This window comes from Halocella sp. SP3-1 (assembly GCF_003953885.1).
Lineage (GTDB): Bacteria > Bacillota > Halanaerobiia > Halanaerobiales > DTU029 > Iocasia > Iocasia fonsfrigidae.
Genome location: NZ_CP032760.1, coordinates 917,945 through 935,722, shown reverse-complemented (window position 1 = coordinate 935,722; position 17,778 = coordinate 917,945). Strand labels below are relative to the sequence as shown.

At 38.1% G+C, this 17,778-nt stretch carries 17 protein-coding genes and 1 tRNA gene; 2 read left to right on the top strand and 16 right to left on the bottom strand.

Annotated elements, in window-relative coordinates:
• Window positions 1–42: 42 nt before the first annotated feature.
• On the top strand, window positions 43–1,113 hold the full coding sequence (locus tag D7D81_RS04400) for an IS30 family transposase (RefSeq protein WP_125987663.1): 1,071 nt from the start codon (window positions 43–45) through the stop codon (window positions 1,111–1,113).
• Window positions 1,114–1,254: 141 nt separating this feature from the next.
• A tRNA-Gln gene (locus tag D7D81_RS04395) sits at window positions 1,255–1,328 on the top strand.
• 131 nt (window positions 1,329–1,459) lie between these two features.
• On the opposite strand, the gene D7D81_RS20040 is transcribed toward D7D81_RS04395, so the two are convergent.
• The 16 genes from D7D81_RS20040 to D7D81_RS04315 form a co-directional block, all read right to left on the bottom strand.
• Complete coding sequence (locus tag D7D81_RS20040) at window positions 1,460–1,654, bottom strand: DUF6485 family protein (protein ID WP_125987661.1); 195 nt, start codon at window positions 1,652–1,654, stop codon at window positions 1,460–1,462.
• 1 nt (window position 1,655) lies between these two features.
• Window positions 1,656–2,738 (bottom strand): HD-GYP domain-containing protein, encoded by a 1,083-nt coding sequence (locus D7D81_RS20035; protein ID WP_164522107.1) that lies wholly within the window; start codon window positions 2,736–2,738, stop codon window positions 1,656–1,658.
• A gap of 170 nt (window positions 2,739–2,908) precedes the next feature.
• A complete protein-coding gene (locus D7D81_RS04380) occupies window positions 2,909–3,670 on the bottom strand; it encodes an FMN-binding protein (protein WP_125987657.1) in 762 nt (253 codons plus the stop codon).
• An 85-nt stretch (window positions 3,671–3,755) separates the two neighbouring features.
• On the bottom strand, window positions 3,756–4,700 hold the full coding sequence (locus tag D7D81_RS04375) for an NAD-dependent epimerase/dehydratase family protein (RefSeq protein ID WP_125987655.1): 945 nt from the start codon (window positions 4,698–4,700) through the stop codon (window positions 3,756–3,758).
• 301 nt (window positions 4,701–5,001) lie between these two features.
• Window positions 5,002–6,111, bottom strand: a complete 1,110-nt coding sequence (locus D7D81_RS04370) for a glycosyltransferase (protein WP_125987653.1) — start codon at window positions 6,109–6,111, stop codon at window positions 5,002–5,004.
• A 16-nt stretch (window positions 6,112–6,127) separates the two neighbouring features.
• Window positions 6,128–6,868 (bottom strand): glycosyltransferase family 2 protein, encoded by a 741-nt coding sequence (locus D7D81_RS04365; protein WP_125987651.1) that lies wholly within the window; start codon window positions 6,866–6,868, stop codon window positions 6,128–6,130.
• On the bottom strand, window positions 6,869–7,891 hold the full coding sequence (locus tag D7D81_RS04360) for a glycosyltransferase family 9 protein (protein ID WP_125987650.1): 1,023 nt from the start codon (window positions 7,889–7,891) through the stop codon (window positions 6,869–6,871). It abuts the gene before it with no gap.
• Window positions 7,869–10,217 carry a glycosyltransferase N-terminal domain-containing protein gene (locus D7D81_RS04355; protein ID WP_286170201.1) on the bottom strand — a complete coding sequence of 783 codons (2,349 nt, stop codon included), beginning with the start codon at window positions 10,215–10,217 and terminating at the stop codon, window positions 7,869–7,871. The genes D7D81_RS04360 and D7D81_RS04355 overlap by 23 nt, the downstream gene beginning before the upstream one ends.
• Window positions 10,218–10,233: 16 nt before the next feature.
• Entirely contained in the window at window positions 10,234–11,097 is an 864-nt protein-coding gene (locus D7D81_RS04350; RefSeq protein WP_125987648.1) for a lysophospholipid acyltransferase family protein, read from the bottom strand.
• Window positions 11,098–11,112: 15 nt separating this feature from the next.
• Window positions 11,113–12,114: a KpsF/GutQ family sugar-phosphate isomerase gene (locus tag D7D81_RS04345; RefSeq protein WP_286170385.1), complete on the bottom strand. Its 1,002-nt coding sequence runs from the start codon at window positions 12,112–12,114 to the stop codon at window positions 11,113–11,115.
• Window positions 12,114–12,953, bottom strand: a complete 840-nt coding sequence (gene kdsA / locus D7D81_RS04340) for a 3-deoxy-8-phosphooctulonate synthase (RefSeq protein ID WP_125987646.1) — start codon at window positions 12,951–12,953, stop codon at window positions 12,114–12,116. Before kdsA ends, D7D81_RS04345 begins: the two co-directional genes overlap by 1 nt.
• 1 nt (window position 12,954) lies before the next feature.
• Complete coding sequence (gene kdsB, locus D7D81_RS04335) at window positions 12,955–13,683, bottom strand: 3-deoxy-manno-octulosonate cytidylyltransferase (RefSeq protein ID WP_125987644.1); 729 nt, start codon at window positions 13,681–13,683, stop codon at window positions 12,955–12,957.
• A gap of 18 nt (window positions 13,684–13,701) precedes the next feature.
• Window positions 13,702–14,838, bottom strand: coding sequence for a tetraacyldisaccharide 4'-kinase (lpxK, locus tag D7D81_RS04330; protein WP_125987642.1), 1,137 nt, complete (start codon window positions 14,836–14,838; stop codon window positions 13,702–13,704).
• Between the two features lie 2 nt (window positions 14,839–14,840).
• Window positions 14,841–15,497, bottom strand: coding sequence for a lysophospholipid acyltransferase family protein (locus D7D81_RS04325; RefSeq protein ID WP_125987640.1), 657 nt, complete (start codon window positions 15,495–15,497; stop codon window positions 14,841–14,843).
• 14 nt (window positions 15,498–15,511) lie between these two features.
• Window positions 15,512–17,251 carry an ABC transporter ATP-binding protein gene (locus D7D81_RS04320; protein WP_286170199.1) on the bottom strand — a complete coding sequence of 580 codons (1,740 nt, stop codon included), beginning with the start codon at window positions 17,249–17,251 and terminating at the stop codon, window positions 15,512–15,514.
• Window positions 17,252–17,291: 40 nt separating this feature from the next.
• Window positions 17,292–17,762, bottom strand: coding sequence for a HutP family protein (locus tag D7D81_RS04315; RefSeq protein ID WP_125987638.1), 471 nt, complete (start codon window positions 17,760–17,762; stop codon window positions 17,292–17,294).
• Between the last annotated feature and the right edge of the window lie 16 nt (window positions 17,763–17,778).

The following is a 17,778-nucleotide window of genomic DNA, read 5'->3' as shown; positions in this document are numbered from 1 at the left end:
ATAATGTTAAGCACCACACAAAACATTAGGAGGATACAGAATATGCGTCAAACTCATTATAACATACAAAGAAAAAAAGGAAAACACTTAACTCTAGAAGATAGAAAAATCATAGCTCATTTATATAATAAGCAAGGAAAAAATTATACTGAGATAGCCCGAGAGATGAACTGCCATAGAACCACTATTAGTAGAGAAATTAAAAAAGGAATTACAATCCTAAAGGACTACATGTGGAGAGATAAGGGAGAATATATTCCTGAGATAGCTCAGGGTGTATATGATACTAATGCATCAGCAAAAGGGCCTAAACTTAAAATAGGAAAAAACTTTGATTTAGCAAGTTTTATAGAAGAAAAAATTAAAGAGAAATATTCACCAGAAGTAATAGCATTAATGATTGATGAAAGTGATAAATTTGATATATCAATTCATTGGAAAACAATTTATAATTATATAGATCAAGGGATATTACAGATTGAAAGAAATAACTTAATCTATGGTGAATATAGAAAGAAAAAAAGGAAGCCGAAAGAGAGTCAAAGAACAAAAAATCATAAACAAAACAGGACAATAAGAGACCGACCAAATGAAGCAGATAAGCGGCAAGAGGTTGGACATTGGGAGATGGATTTAGTTGAAGGCAGAAAGGGCAAGAATGAACCATATTTACTTGTATTGAGTGAAAGAACAAGTCGTAAAGAGATAATAGAATTAATTCCAAATAAAACCCAGGAATCAGTGATAAAAGGCCTAGATAGAATTGAGCGACGCCATGGAGTAGTTAAATTTAGAAAGATATTTAAAACAATTACAACAGACAATGGGTCTGAATTTAAAGATTATGAGGGTATTGAAGAGTCTTTCACCGGGAGTAGTATTCCTAGGACAAAACAGTATTATTGTGATGCATACTGCAGCTGGCAAAGAGGAACAAATGAGAACATAAATAAGATGATCCGTAGGTTTCTACCCAAAGGAATTAGCTTCAAAGGATTAACCAGAAATAAAGTTAAAAGAATACAAGAATTTATAAATACCTACCCGAGAAAAATCTTTGAGTTCAAAACGTCTAGAGAAATATTTAAGGAAAAGACATTTAATGTTGCTTAACATATATTAACAAATATTGAAGATGAAAATATTTTAAAAAACCGTGCATTTTAACTTGCAATTAATACATACGTAAAAAAAATAAAAAATCCTTGACGATTTGACTTAACTGTGGTATTATGTTTTATGCAGTTAAGTTGTTGCCGGATTGTGTAATGGTAGCACGCATGATTCTGGATCATGTTGTCCAGGTTCGAGCCCTGGTCCGGCAGCCATTTACTTATTTAAGGCCTTACAAGCAATCTACAATTATAAAATGAATATAAATTACTGCAATAGAAAAACCCCGGGGTCCCCGGGATATTTTTATGCCTATATAAACCCTGTTAAGAGGTTTTTTATGTTACTAACTTTGTGATTCTATATATTTTTTCACAGAACGGTCATATGTCTTTTCAACCTCAGGCGGGAACAAGCAGCCTGGCAGCTCATTAAGCTCCCTATGATAGGTAATACAGGCACAACAATTCCCATAACGGGAACATGATGTATAGGTACAGGTACAATTCTTTGAGTTTTTTTCGTGTTGTGGACAATTCATTTTAATTATTCCCTCCCATCCAGGTAATTACTTGCGTATTATTCTTCCTGAAAACATCTAGACACGAATCTACTACTTCTTTATCATATAAGATACCCTTATTTTTTTCAACCTCATTTAAGGCGTTGGCCAGTCCCAGAGCAGGCCGGTAGGGCCTATGTGAGGTCATAGCCTCTACCACATCAGCTACGGCAATTATCCTTGATTGAAGAAGGATATCATCACCACTCCGACCTTCAGGATAACCAGAACCATCAAGCCTTTCATGATGTTGCATCACTATATCTGCTATCGGCCAGGGAAACTCAATTTTATTTAATATTATGTAACCTGCTTCACTATGGGTCTTTATTAACTCAAACTCCAGTTCAGAGAGAATAGAAGGCTTGGATAGTATATCAATTGGTATTTTAATTTTACCAATATCATGAATAAGTGCTGCCAGGTAAATCCCCTTACAGCAATCCCCTGGTAAATCTAATTCCCTGGCTATCTCAAAAGATAACCTGGCAACCCTCTCCTGGTGTTGTGAGGTATAGGCATCCCTTGCTCCCACGGCTGAACCCAGGGCATCAACTGTCTCCTCAACAACATTATGTAACTCGTGAACAGTATTCTCAAGTTCTTTCTTGCTTTTCTTAAGCTCCTGTCTATTTTCTGCTAATTTATTATGTAAGTCATATACCTCTAAATGATTTTCTATAAAACCCTTAAATTCAAGGATTATTTTCTTATTAATACCAGAGAAATTATTTTCCTTATTATCAGCAAGACATATTCGACCAAAGGTTTTATTCCTGCTGTCTTTTAAGGGATAGGATAGTAAAGAACGAAAGTTATATTTATCACATAGGATCTTATTTATAACCCTGTCTACAGCCAAATTTATCTCTTCATGAGCAATCCTTTCCCCCTCAACCAGATTATCTCTTTTATCACAATAATTTAAAATAAGCAGTCTATCGCTTTTTATTCTGGCAATAAAGGCAGTTGGAAGCCCTGTAATCTCTGTCAATAGCTCGACAATTTTCTGCCATTCATCAGTGATATATGCTGGTAATCTATCTTCATTAATATCGTTCACTTCATCACATCCCTGAAAAATAATAATTATTGGTCTATCTTGATTTTATTTGATTTTTAAAATAATTGCAACAATTTTTTGTCGTTTTTTATCTTTTCTCTAGCTGCTCTCTTTAAACATAAGACAAAACCAGCAAGCAGAACCCCTGCTGGTTTGTCGGGCTAAAATATCTATTCTGCTTCTTCTACATCCATAGCTGGGTCACGTCTGGCATGTCTCAGGGCATTTTCTACAGCCTCTTTATATCTTATACTAGATTGGGTAGCCTCTGTATATAAGTCTACAGCAACAGAGTTCTCTTCTACAAACCTCTCAGCCATTTCCTCATTGGCTTCAACAGCAGGTTCATAGTCGTAATTATCAAAATCCTTCCATTCACCCTCCCCATCTAGTTCCTGTAACTCAACATTATTCATTTTGTCATCAACAATAGTTACCAGGGCAACTGCATAACCATATTCAGTCCTCTCAGACTCACCTTGAAACTTCCCATCATAATATTTACCGTCTTCCTCTTCTCCCCTGGCATAGTCTAATGCACGTGAAACAGCCTCTTTATATTTTTCACTGCTATGTGTAGCACCGGTATAGTTATCTACTTTGGCAGAATTTGCCTCTACAAACCTATCAGGCATCTCCTGCTGGGCCTCAACTGATGCCTCATAACTATAGGTTTCATAGTCTTTTTCATTGCCTTTTGAGGTTATTTCCATTAGTTTCACATCTGTAATTTTATCATCTTCTATAGTTACTCTGGCCCAGGCATATCCATTATCAGTAGCATCTGAAAACCCAGTATATGTACCATCAACAAACTCATTTTTTACAGGCTCTGGTGCTACCTCTTCCTGTCTTTCACAACCAGCACTGACTATAATAAGAAAGAAAGTTAATGTTATTAGTAAAACACCTTTAGAATAATTTGATTTCATAGTAAGCCCCCTTAAATACTTTTTATTATTTTGTGTAAAGGGGAGTAAATTATTCTACAATACAAATAAAAAATTGTATTATTACTCAAGAATATATTTTTTTCAGATAAGCTATCTCCCGTATCAGGCCTTCTTTAAAGTCCATCTCCGGTTCATAGCCAAGCAATTTTTTAGCCTTTTGACAATCAGCAGAGGTATGTTTTACATCACCTTTAGCAGCAGCTTGATATATAATCTCCGCTTCCTTTCCGATAATATCGGCCATCATTTTAATGGTATCATTAAGGACAATCCCTTCCCCATCACCACCAATATTAAACACCTCTCCTGAGATATCACTCTCTGCAGCCAGGATATTGGCCTGTGCTATATCACTTACATGAGTAAAATTACGGGACTGCTGTCCATCACCAAAGACAGTTATAGCCGAACCAGTCAGGATAGCCTTAATAAAGATATGAAAGGCCATATCAGGGCGCTGTCCTTCCCCATAAACAGTGAAATACCTCAGAGAAACAGTTGAAACATTAAAGTTCTTCCAGTAAAGATAACACAAATGCTCAGCTGCCAGTTTGGATACACCATAAGGTGATACCGGCTGGAGATAGTTACCTTCTTTCATCGGCAACTGGTCAGTATCACCATAGACAGATGACGAGGAGGCATAGACAATCTTTTTAACAGTAGATTCCCTGGCAGCCTCTAAAAGCTGCTGTGTTGCCCTAATATTATTATCTGTATAAATATCAAAGGTCTTCCCCCAGCTGGCCCTGACCCCAGCCTGGGCTGCCTGGTGATAGACATAATCCACACCATCTAACAGATCTATTAAATCCACTTCCAGTAAATCTGCCTCAAGAAACTCAAAATTATCATTTCCTTTTATAGCTGCAAGGTTTTCTTCCTTTAAACTCCGGGCATAGTAATCAGTAAAACAGTCAACACCTATTACCTGCTCACCCCTATTCAGGAGTTCTTTCGCCAGGTTAGAACCTATAAAACCGGCCACACCGGTTACCAGATGCATCATTTATTTTCAACTCCTTATTTATTTTTCCTTAACAGTTTTTGTATTAATAATAATTAAAAATCCTATAACTCTCTTCATTGTTCAATAACCGATTAAACTATATATAATATGTTTTCTAATAAATAAACATCTTGCATAATTTTTTTTACTAAATTCTGCAACCTCAATTTTCTCCTTTGGTTCAGTTAGATACGGAGTACTTGCAGCAATCTGCTTTAATTATCTGGACAACAATTTAATTATATAAATAGTAAATTTTGAAAAACTTTAAATGATAACTTTTTTTATAATATAGCTTTTATTAATAATTATTTTCTTCAATCAATTTCTCTAATTGATTTAATTTTTCCTTAAAATCAAATTCCCTTTCAATAAGTTCTCTTGCCTTCTGTCCAAACTGTTTCTTATCAAAATTTCTAATCATTTTAATAACCATTTTAGCAATATCCTCAACATTTTCACTTTCAGTAAGATAACCAGTTTCTTTATCTATCATAATTTCACTTACAGAAGGTATACCTGTAGCAACAATAGGAGTCGCCATAGCCATCGTTTCTAATATTATATTTGGACAACCTTCCCATAAAGCAGTATGAACTAAAAAATCAATCTGATGCAAAATAGTAAATACATCTTTCCTAAAACCAGTAAAAATAACATAATCAGATAAACCTAAATCTTCCACCTGCTTTTTTAATTCAAACTCTAAATCACCTTTACCAATTATTAATACTTTAAAATTCTCAATTTCTTTTTTTATAAGCTTTACAGCTTTTATTAAATAATAATGCCCTTTTTGTTTATTTAACCTCCCAATACTTGCTATCAATAATGTATCAGCCTTTATATTAAATTCTTTCCTAATATTCGATTGATAATTAATTTTATCTTCTATCTCCTTTATTTTTATTCCATTATAAATTACTTTAATTTTATTCTCATTTAACCAATTAGCAGTATTTTGTAAAATAGTTTTTTTTATGGTATAAGAATTAGCTATTATATCAGTAATACAATTATTTAATAAAAACCTTGTATAAAATCTATCTCTTATCGGTATTGCTAAACCCCTCCTATAAATTATTCTTTCTATCCCAGCAATTTTACCAGCTATCCCCCCAAACTTTAAATCCTGGGAGAGGTTCATAAATAATACCTCAATAATCTCATCTCTTAAATAATTTACAAAAGAAAACAATTTCACAGGGTTAAGTACTGATAGGCTGTTCTTGATCGGTACAGCTTTTGTTTTCATACCTGCTGCCTTAGCCCTCTGAAATAATTCGCTTTCTTTGACACTCCCCACTACCACCTCATATCCCCGTTCAGCCAGTTCCTGGGCAGTTTCAAAGGTCCACTTCTCACCCCCACCCCATTCTACACAGGTATTTAGAAAAAATATCTTTTTCATCTGTCTCAACTCTCTTCTATAAATTATTTTTCTCCCATAACTTAATATACCTTAAAAACTGATAAAATGCAGAAATAATTGATAGAAATAGTCCCTGTTTCCCCAGTAAAAAACCCTTCTTTAAAATATACTTCTTAATAAACTCCACCAAAGGCCTGATTAAAATATAGGCCAGTCCTTTATTCTTTCCCTTATAAAACATATCTTCCGCAGATAGAGAGGTATACCGGTTTATTTTCTCAAGATAATGGTGGAGATTATCATAGGTATAGTGTATTAAGTCATGATTAAGTTTCCCTGTTTCCCCTTCCAGACTAATTCCTTCATGAACCAGACCATTAAAACGTATTCCCTTATTCCGGAATAACCTCAGAGTATAATCAGGGTACCAGCCACAGTATTTTATCCATTTACCTAAGAAATAGTTTTTCCGGGGGATTTCATAAGCAACCATATCAGGGGCAGTCAAAATCTCCAAAATCTCATCCATTAATTCTACAGTAACCCTTTCATCAGCATCAACAGCCAGCACCCAGTCTGATTCTATTTTATCCAGTCCGTAATTCCTCTGGGAGGAGAAGTTATCAAATTTACGTTTATATATTTTTTCTGTATACTCCAGACAAATCTCCAGGGTATTATCACTACTATAGGAGTCAACAACAACTATTTCATCTGCCCAGTCTACACTCTCTAGACAGTCCCTGATATTATCCTCCTCATTATATGTTAAAACCAGTATACCAATACCAGGCATTTATAACAACCCACTCTCATCAATTATTTTTATTATATCACTAACTTTAATCTCTGTCATACACCTGTGATGATGTAAAGGACATTCATGTTCCCCACAGGGCTGACAGTCAAGACCTGCTGTAATTATTCTACTTCCCTTTCTGGAGGGACGGTATTTTAATTCATCAGACGGACCAAAGATAGTAATTGTTGGGGTGCCAACTGCATCTGCAACATGAACCGGTCCACTGTCATTACTGATTACCAGTTCACAGGACTCCAATAAGGCTGCCAGCTCTTCCAGAGATGTTCTTCCGGCAGCAGTAATGGGCTCACTGGCCATCAGGGATACTATTTCATCTACCCGTCCGAGGTCACTTTTACCCCCTGTTAAAACAGGCCTGACATCATAGTTGTTTACTAAAGCATCTGCCAGTTCAGCAAATCTCGCTATTGGCCAGCGCTTGGTTGGCCAGGTACCACCTGTATTTAAGGCTACTAATCTATCTCCAGGAATTACCCCTTCCCCCTCCAGAAAAGCCTTTATCCCTTGACTGGCTTCAGGAGAAACACTTAATTGTGGTACATTATCTGTTAGTTGTTTAAGCCCTAATCTCTCTAAAAAAGCAAGATAGGCCTCTGTCATATGCATACCTTCAGAACGCTTTATTTCCTGGTCAAGGAAAATCCCCCTACCTTTACCCCCATAACCAAGACTATAAACCGGGTTGACTAATTTTAATAAAATAGCTGTCCGCCAGTTACCGTGGATATTTAAGCCCAGGTCATAGTTGTTTTGAGATAGTTTCCGGGCAAAGGATATACCCTGCCTTAATCCCCATTTCTTATTATATGCATAGACATTATCAAGGTCTGGATTGGTTTTAATCAGGTCATAGAAATTACTATTAACAATCATATCTATCCTTTTATCTGGTAAATTCATACGTAGATTTTTAATAAATGGTGTGGCAAACATCAAATCACCCAGATAAAGTAAGTCAATAATTATTATACTTTTAGCATTGATTACCTGATTCATACCTTTCCACCCCTAAGATCTCACATGTTTTATTAAATACCCTGTCAACCCCTATATTTTTCATACACTTATTATGTCCAGCCGGACAACTGCGTTTCCAGCATAATTTACAGTCAATATCATCCTGAATTATCAGATGGCCCTCACCATAAGGGCCGTGTGTAACAGGGTCTGTAGGTCCCATCAGGGCAATCACCCTGGTCCCTACAGCTGCTGCCAGGTGCATTGGGCCGGTATCCCCACCAATAAAGAGCTCAACCCTGCGGTATAGTTCTGCCAGCTCTCGTAGATTGGTTTTTCCTGCCAGGTTAAGTGCCTCTATCTGCATTAAATTTATAATTCCAGCTATTCCCTCTCTATCACCAGACCCACCAGTAAAAACCACAACATAGTTCAATTTATTTTTTATAAGGTCAGCCAGTCTAGCAAAATACTCAGGGGGCCAGTTCTTCGATTCCCAGGTAGTATAGGGATTAAGGGCTATTATTCTCTTTGACCCACAGGCCTGTAATAAGCTGGATACCCTTTCTCTATCAGCCCGACTGCTTACTATACCAAACTCTACCTCATCTGTCTCGGCGCCGACTGCTGCCGCTAGAGCCAGCCTTTTCTCAATAACATGCATCTTCTGCTCAGGAACTTTAATCTTCCTATTGTAAAAAAGAGTACTACCTTCCCGACCATCTGCCGGTCCATACCTGAGTGAAGAAGCACCCAAATAAGTGCTCAAACCACTTTTGAAAAGACCGTGAATATCCAGAACAAGGTCAAAATCACGGCTTTTAACCTTTTTAAAAAAACTGCGAAACATTTTCAAAGCCTGAATTTTATTTTTCTTAAATACAGCCAGCCACTCCCTTTTAGGCATGACAAATACCTGGTCCAGATAGGGATTAGCCAGAACCAGTTCACTGGCCTTTTCCTCTACCAGCCAGCTTATCTCAGCATCAGGATAGGCCTTTCTCAGGGCATATGCTACCGGTAGGGAATGAATAACATCACCAATAGCACTTAACCTGACTATTAATATCTTTTCCGTCTTTTTTTCAGGGAGCAGTCTGTTAAGAAACTCTAGGTTTTTGTCTACAGCACCCCTGTTTTGATTTATTATCTCACGGCCCTGCTGTCCCATCTTACACAGTTTATCCCTGTCAGACAGATAGGTCAGTATTTCAGCTGCCAGTTCTTTTTCATCATTAACCTGCACCCCTGCCCCGGCAGCAAGAATGTCCCTGGTATCGGCCGCAAAATTAAACATATGGGGGCCGAAGAAAACTGGTTTACCCAGAGCAGCCGGTTCTAAAATATTGTGTCCCCCCCGCGGGATTAAACTGCCACCTACAAATACCAGATCGGCTAAACTATAGAGCTTAACTAACTCCCCAATAGTATCTACCAGAATAATAGAATCCCTACCAGGGTCATAATTAACTATCCTGGTTCTCAGAACCGTATTAAAACCCCGTTCTTTAAAATCCTTTAATAACTGTTCAGCCCTTTCAATATATCTGGGGGCTATCATTAAAACTGCATCAGGATATTCCTTTTTTACTTCTTTAAAAACAGTTAATAATTTTTCTTCTTCACCCTCATGGGTACTACCAGCCACAATGATGGGGCCTAAATTATCCAGCTTAAACTCCTTTAAGAGCTCATCATGATTAACATCCAGATTAAGACCATCAAATCTATCAAACTTAATATTGCCAGTACAATAAACCCTTTCCTCCGGGGCACCCAGTGATATAATCCTCTCATAGTCTATACTGGACTGCATACTAAAAATGTCAATCTTTTTTAGTACATCCCGGATAAGAGGCTTGATATAACGATAGTTTTTAATACTGCTGTCACTAATCCTCCCACTGGCCAGCATCAACTTGCAGCCTGCTTTACTGGCTTTTTTAATTAGATTGGGCCATAACTCTGTTTCCATCATTATAATCAAAGCCGGATTTATTTTTTCTATAACCTTGCCTGCTATCCAGGCTATATCCAGTGGGAAATAGAAAACACCATCTATCATCTCATTTTTCGCAGCCATAGAACGCCCGGTATTTGATATAGTAGAGACAAGCAAAGTAGCTGCTGGATATTCTTCTCTGATTCTTTTAATTAAAACCCCGGCTGCTATTGTTTCACCCATTGAGGCGGCATGGAGCCAGATTACCCTGTCTCCCCAGGTCTTATTAATCAGCTCTGATGGTAGAAAACCCAGACGTTCCAGGAACCCCTCCCGATATTTACCCCTGATGAATTTAAATAATAAGACAGGTAAATATAATATAAATGCTAAAAAAATAATAATATTATAGATAATATACAACTACTTCAACCCCTTATCACTTCCACCTGCGATGAGGCCAGAACCACTGTGCCGGTTCTTTCCTTATCTCTGCTTCGATTACCCCTGTTAATTCCTGTAATAACTCCTGCTGTGCATCTTTAGAAGCATCTTTAGAAATAGAGTAGGGTTTTTTAATAACAAGCCTGTGTTTGCCCCATTCCTCTCTAAGCAAAAAGGCCGGAAGGATTACTGACCTTGTCCGGCGAGCTAACTGTACTACCCCTGGATAAGTCGAGGCCGGGATACCAAAAAAATCTATCTGCCATCCTTTTTTACGGGCATTTTGATCACCAAGTATAAATAGTAATTCTCCGCCTTTTAATACTTTATACACCTTACGTACAGATATACCCTTAGGTATAATATTTATCCCCTGAGAACTCCTGATTTTATTTATTTTTCGATCAAAATAAACATTATCCTGTGTCCGGGCAATAGCATTAACTGGATACCCCAGCTGTGATATCACAGACCCCAGCCGTTCCCAGTTACCAAAATGCGCTGTATACACAATAACACCTTTTCCCTGCTGGTAGGCTTCTTCTAAATAATTGAGTCCTTCTATTTCAATAGAAGACTCTATTAAATCCTTACCTAAGTTATCTGTCATAATAAATTCTACAAAAGTTAAACCCATCTGCTGATAGACCTTTTTACACAGGGAAACTAAACCTTCTTCTGAATAATTACTCCCTAGAGCCCTTCTAAGATTAGCTAAGGTTACCTCTCTTCTGCTTTTTAACAAAAAATATATTAGTTTTCCCAGACCTATACCTATATAATAATCAATTTTATCAGGGACAAAACAAATTATATAGTAAAACACCATAAATAAGCTGTAAAGAACCGGTTCTTTCATACTATATCACCTTAATCAAAATATTTTTGCCCTGAGTAAATCCTGAAAGTTCAGCATCCCCACAGGCCTACCTTCTTCAACTACAGGAAGGTCATTTATTTCTTTTTCTTCCATTACCCTGAGGGCTTCACTGGCCAGCTTATCTCCACTAATAGTGGTCGGATTACTGGTCATTACCTCAGCAACCGGTCTTTCCAGAAAACTACTTGATTTCTCCAGATGACGTCGTATATCACCATCGGTAATAATCCCTATTAATAAACCCCCTTGATCTACCACAGAGGCTGAACCCATCTTGGAATCTGTCATCGTAAATAGTGTTTCCTTAACAGTAGTATTAGAACCTACAACCGGGTTTTGCCCTCTAATCTCCAGCACATCTTTTACTCTGGTTAATAACCTCCTGCCGAGATTACCTCCGGGATGATAAAGAGCAAAGTCTTCAGGTGTAAAACCCCTGAGACTGGACAGGGCAATAGCCAGGGCATCACCTAGAGCCATAGCTGCTGTAGTGCTGGCAGTAGGAGCCAGTCCATGTGGACAGGCCTCTTCCTCAACACCAGAAAAAATAACTATATCAGAATACTTAGCCAGGGTGGAGTCTCTTTGACCAGTCAGTGCAACCAGATGAGCACCGATCCTTTTGATCGATGACAGCAGTGCCAATACTTCTTCTGTTTCCCCACTATTAGAAATAGCTATAACAATATCTTCCTCAGTAATCATGCCCAGATCCCCATGTGATGCCTCCCCGGCATGTACAAAAAATGATGGTGACCCTGTGCTGGAAAGGGTAGCTGCTATTTTACGGGCAATCAATCCTGATTTACCAACTCCGATAAGAATAATACGCCCCTGACTTTTCAAGATTAATTTTACCAGACGGACAAATTCATCATCAATAGCCTCCTGCAGCTTTAGTATCGATTTTGCCTCTACAGCCAAAACTTCCCGGGCCTCAGCAGAAATATGCTCAACCTGTCTCTGGTCTACAGTAGGAAAATTATTCAAAATAATCACCTATCCTTTACAATTCTATTAATCGCCTGAACCTGTTGTAAAATATCCTCTAAATCATCCAGATATACCATATTAGGGCCATCACTTAAGGCCTCTGCCGGATTATCATGTACTTCCATAAAAAGGCCATCAATCCCCACTGCCGCAGCTGCCCGAGCCAGATAGGGAACCATTTCTCTATCACCACCTGAAACCTCCCCTTGTGCAGCAGGACGCTGTACACTATGGGTAGCATCAAAAACAACAGGATATCCTATTTCCCTCATCTTCGGCAGTGAAGTCATATCAGCAAGCAGATTATTATAACCAAAACTAACCCCACGTTCAGTAAGTAATATCCTCTTATTGCCTGTACTAACTACTTTATCAACAGCCTTAGCCATATCCCATGGTGCCATAAACTGACCCTTTTTTATATTTACTATCACATCTGTCCGGGCAGCAGCCAGTAAAAGGTCAGTCTGCCGGCAGAGAAAGGCCGGTATTTGTAGAATATCAACAACTTCAGCAGCTGGTTCAACCTGTTCTACCTGATGTATATCTGTTAAAACCGGTACTTGCAACTCTTCTTTTATCTTTTTTAGCTGTTTTAGTCCTTTTTCCAGACCAGGCCCCCTATAAGAATTGATTGAAGAACGGTTAGCCTTATCAAATGAAGCCTTAAAGACATAGGGGATACTTAGAGCATCTGCTATTTCTTTAACTCTACTTGCGATCTTTAAAGACCTTTCATATCCCTCAAGAACACAGGGGCCAGCAATTAAGATCAGGGGTTTTTGTAAATCACCAAAGATTATATCCTCATTTAATTTTACCTTATTAACAGAAAATGACATACTATTCCTCTCCCTCTATTATACTCACTACCTTGTCCAGGTCATCCGGGACATCTACCCCGATTGAGTTATACTCTGTTTCAACTACCCGGATCCTATAGCCGTTTTCCAGAGCCCTGAGCTGTTCTAGAGATTCACTCTTTTCAAGTGGCGCAGACTCCATACTGGTATATTTTAAGAGAAAATCCCTTTTATAAACATAAAGCCCAATATGTTTATAATACTTTGCTGCTTCATTTCTCTGGTAGGGTACTGGATAACGTGAAAAATAAAGGGCATCGCCCTTTAAGTCAGTTATTACCTTAACAATATTAGGGTTATCTATTTCTTCCCTGGCTGTAATCTCTTTTTTTACTGTGCTCATTTCCAGGCTGTTATCTTCCAGGAAAGGCCTGACTGCAGCCCTGACCATTTCCGGCTCTAACAAAGGTTCATCCCCCTGAACATTAACTATCAGATCACAGGACAGGTCTTTAGCAACAAAAGCAATTCTGTCTGTACCTGACTGACAGTCTGATGGTGTCATAACTGGCTTTCCACCAAAGTTTTTAACTTCATTATAAATTCTCTCATCATCTGTTGCTACTATAATATCAATTAATAATTCTCCCAACAGTTTGACCCTGTCATAAACCCGCTGAATCATGCTTTTACCCTTAATATCAACCAGGGCTTTACCTGGAAAACGGCTAGAACTATACCTGGCCGGGATTATTGCTATTATTTTCATATATTAATCCCCCTTTAATTAGACGCTGCCTACCTGAACAGCCAACTTATCTAATAAATCAGCTCCATTATTAATCTCTAATTCTATACCCAGAACAGCCAGAGAAATACCCTGAAGTTTCAAGCTGCTAATCATCTTATCCTTAAATTTAACAGCATCCTTTTCAGTTGTCAACACTAGTTTTATACCCTCTTCAGAAGCCTTGCGGCCTATATAATCAAAATCATCCTCCTGGTAGCGATAGTGGTCGGGATATTCTATCATTTCAGCCACATTAAACCCATTCTTATTGAGAGTCTGATAAAATGAAGCAGGGTTACCGAGACCTGAAAAGGCAAGTATCTTCCTGGCTGTATGGGAAACAATTGGTTCAACACTGCTTTTGCCTGCTATATCCAGGAAACGCAGATAAACCGATTTATAGACTGCCGTATAAATTAAAGGAGTTTTATTATACTGACTGATTTCTTCTTTTATTTTTTGCAGCTGACTTTCAGCTATCAAATCAGCCCTGGTAATGATAAAGATATCCCCTCGATTTAATGCTGTCAGAGGTTCCCTTAAATATCCCCGGGGTAAAAGGTGACGATTAGCAAAGGGATTTAAACCATCTATGACCACAATATCTATATCTCTAGCTAACTGCCAGTGCTGAAAAGCATCATCCAGCAGGATAAGATCAGGCTTAAATCTCTCCTGAACCAGGCGGCCTGCAGCTGCCCTTTTTTTGCCGATTGCTACTGGAAATCCCTCCATTAGTCTGCTGAGCATTAAGGCCTCATCACCAGCCTCCTCATAGGAAGCAGTTTCAATACAGCCGTCTGAGACAAGAAGTGGTCCTTCTGTTTCTGAACCATAACCCCGGCTGACCACTGCTGTATTTATCCCCTTATTATTCAGACCCCCGGCCAGATATTTAACCACAGGGGTTTTACCTGTTCCACCAGCAGTAATATTACCTATACTGATAAGCACTGGCTCAAGTTTAGTCTTTTTAATAAGTCCAGAGCTATATAATATTTTGCGAAAAAAGAGCAGTAATTTATAGACCTGTTCCAGAAAATTAAGAATCAACAGTATCAACTTGTCCAACAGCTTATTCCTTTTTCCATCTACTAACTCTTTTAAATAATTTTCAAGTTTTACAGCAAACAAGGTTAATCACCAACCCCTGTTTTTAGAATTCTTTCAGCCTTTTCCTGGGCCAGATTAATACTATCTTCCAGTATTTCAGCCCTTTTTTCTATTGTTTCATCTTCAGGTAGATAGACAGGGGCGCCCAAAACCATTACTGCCCTTGTACCAGGTAATGGTAAAACAAGCCGATCCCAGCTGTTAACAGTTATTTTCCACCTTACAGCTACACCAATCGGAATAATCACTGCACCACCTTTTTCCTGGAGATATACTATCCCTGGCTTTACTTTATGGATAGGACCCGTAGGTCCGTCAGGTGTTATAAAACCTGAATATCCCTTTTTAATCTCCTTAATCAATTTGAGTAAAGCACGGCTGCCTCCCCGTGAGGAAGAACCCCTTATAACCCGGTAATGATATCTCTTTAAAATACGGGTCATGTATTCACCATCACGGCTGAGGCTGGATAAAACCAGATAATCACTATCTCTAAAAAAATAGGCAGGAAGCCAAAGCTTACCATGCCAGAAAGCAAATAAAATAGACTGATCAGCACATTTTTCTGCATTCTCCCTGCCGTAAACATCCAGCCTTGTCCAGCGGCTGGAAATAATATTAAAGATGTATGCTAATACTGGTATAATCCAGAACCGAAATCTCTTCCATAAATTTCTCATTATACCTACTTCCTCTATTCTGTAAACTGTCCTTGATATAAACGGGAATAAACCCCACCACGGGCTATTAATTCATCATGAGTTCCTTTTTCTTTAATACTCCCACCTGAAACCACAATAATCTTATCCGCATTTTTGATAGTTGTTAAACGATGGGCTATGACAAAGGTAGTCCTATTCTGCATCAATCTGTCAAGAGCCTCCTGTACCAGGGATTCTGACTCGGCATCCAAGGCTGAAGTGGCCTCATCAAGAATCAATATCCTGGGATTTTTTAGTATTGCCCGGGCAATAGCAATTCTCTGCCGCTGACCACCTGATAAGCCTACACCCCTTTCACCTACTAATGATTCATACTCCCTGGGGAATTTCATGATAAAATCATGGGCATTAGCTGCCCTGGCAGCAGCAATTATCTCCTCATCAGATGCCTCTAAATTACCATATCTAATATTATCCTTGATTGTCCCACTAAAAAGTACAGTTTCCTGCGGTACTATACCGATAAACTTACGTAGTGAAGCAAGATTGACCTTGTTAATATCCTTACCATCAAGGTAAATAACCCCTGAATCAGGCTGGTAAAACTTAGGGATCAAATCAACCAGGGTTGTTTTGCCGGCCCCACTAGGTCCAACCAGGGCTACAATCTCCCCGGGTAAGGCCTGTAAATTAATATCACTTAAAACCTCTTCCCCTTCATTATACGAAAAACTAACATCTATAAACTCCACATGTCCTTCTACACTGCTTAATACTTCAGCATCTTTTACCTCTTCTTTAAGGTGATTATGAATATCCATTGTTTCAAATACCCTCTCAGCAGCAGCTAGAGCCTTCTGCACTGTACTACTGAGTTTACTCATGGAACGTAATGGTGAAGTAATTGTTAAAAGCAGTGTAAAATAGGCTATTAAGGCTGACGGTTGCATTCTGCCCCGGAAAACCTCATAACCACCATACCACAATATAGCAGTAAAAGCCATAGCAGCTATCAATTCAATAATCGGTGTTAAAACAGCTCCATACTGGGCTGTCTTTACCTTGGCCCGGAAATTCGAATCATTTTTCTCCTGAAACCGGGAGAGCTCATAATCCTCTCTCCCAAAAGACTTAACAACCCTTACAGCTGAAAGAGTTTCCTGCAGTATATCTGAAATATCAGCTATTCTGATCTGAACATTTTTACTAACCCGCCTGATCTTTCTGTTGAATTTGGCTAACACATAGGTCATTAAAGGAATCATAACTACCAGGAGTAATGTTAACCTTACATTTAAATAAAAGAGATAAGCGATACCACCCAGCAGGGTGAGTGTCTGATCAACCAGGGTAATAGCACTACTGACTATTGAATTTTGTAGTTTTCCTACATCATTGGTAACTCTTGATATAATCTCGCCAGTCTTATTTTTATTATAAAAACTAAGTGATAATCCCTGAAGATGGGAATACAACTCTTCCCTTATATCTTTAACTGCTTTCTGGGAGACATAAGAAATCAAATATTTCTGTCCATAATAAGAAATACCTTTAAGAAAATAGATTAAAACCATGGAAAGGGCTATCCAGTTTAATTTCTGTAAGCCTGTTCCCCCGGCTGAAATATCATTGATAATTGTTTCAATTAGATCCTGAAAAACCTTAACAAAGAATATTGTAAAAAAGGAATGGAATACCATTGACACAAGCCCGGCTGATAATCTTGTTTTATAAGGTGATAAATACCTCAAGATCCTTTTTATTAATGACAAAATAAGTCACTCCTACTATTAATACTGTATTTATTAAAGTTTAATTATTATCTATTAATCCATAATAATGAATACCCATGCCAGAGATTTCATGATCCACATCAAGTCCTGGGATACCAAGTTTACCATATAAAGCCACTGCCAGGTGTTTCCCCTTACTGACAATTCCTATCTTAATACCAGCACCAGATATACTGGTCATTGGGCTGTTGAAATCAACCATAGCCCTTTCAACACAGCGGGTCAAAACACGCTGATCCTGAATAGTCTCACTAATTACTTTACCTTTAATAGCAGCGCCGAGGCAATTTCTCAATATCTTATTTTTAAAATCCTCACCTTTACCACCAGCCCTGGTAATAACAGGTTTATAACCCTCCTTTTTCAGTACATTAATAATCTGAACATCATATTTATCATCAATAATAGATAGAATAGAAGCCACCTTTCCCAGAGATTGTTCCCCTTCAATATTAATAAAGTCACTAATCTTGAAATCTGATAAATCCACTTAACTCACTCCTTAT

Coding starts and splice junctions, on each gene's coding strand:
- D7D81_RS04400 (WP_125987663.1), top strand. CDS start 43: ATGCGTCAAACTCATTATAACATACAAAGAAAAAAAGGAAAACACTTA.
- D7D81_RS20040 (WP_125987661.1), bottom strand. CDS start 1,654: ATGAATTGTCCACAACACGAAAAAAACTCAAAGAATTGTACCTGTACC.
- D7D81_RS04380 (WP_125987657.1), bottom strand. CDS start 3,670: ATGAAATCAAATTATTCTAAAGGTGTTTTACTAATAACATTAACTTTC.
- D7D81_RS04375 (WP_125987655.1), bottom strand. CDS start 4,700: ATGATGCATCTGGTAACCGGTGTGGCCGGTTTTATAGGTTCTAACCTG.
- D7D81_RS04370 (WP_125987653.1), bottom strand. CDS start 6,111: ATGAAAAAGATATTTTTTCTAAATACCTGTGTAGAATGGGGTGGGGGT.
- D7D81_RS04365 (WP_125987651.1), bottom strand. CDS start 6,868: ATGCCTGGTATTGGTATACTGGTTTTAACATATAATGAGGAGGATAAT.
- D7D81_RS04360 (WP_125987650.1), bottom strand. CDS start 7,891: ATGAATCAGGTAATCAATGCTAAAAGTATAATAATTATTGACTTACTT.
- D7D81_RS04350 (WP_125987648.1), bottom strand. CDS start 11,097: ATGAAAGAACCGGTTCTTTACAGCTTATTTATGGTGTTTTACTATATA.
- kdsA (WP_125987646.1), bottom strand. CDS start 12,953: ATGTCATTTTCTGTTAATAAGGTAAAATTAAATGAGGATATAATCTTT.
- kdsB (WP_125987644.1), bottom strand. CDS start 13,683: ATGAAAATAATAGCAATAATCCCGGCCAGGTATAGTTCTAGCCGTTTT.
- D7D81_RS04325 (WP_125987640.1), bottom strand. CDS start 15,497: ATGAGAAATTTATGGAAGAGATTTCGGTTCTGGATTATACCAGTATTA.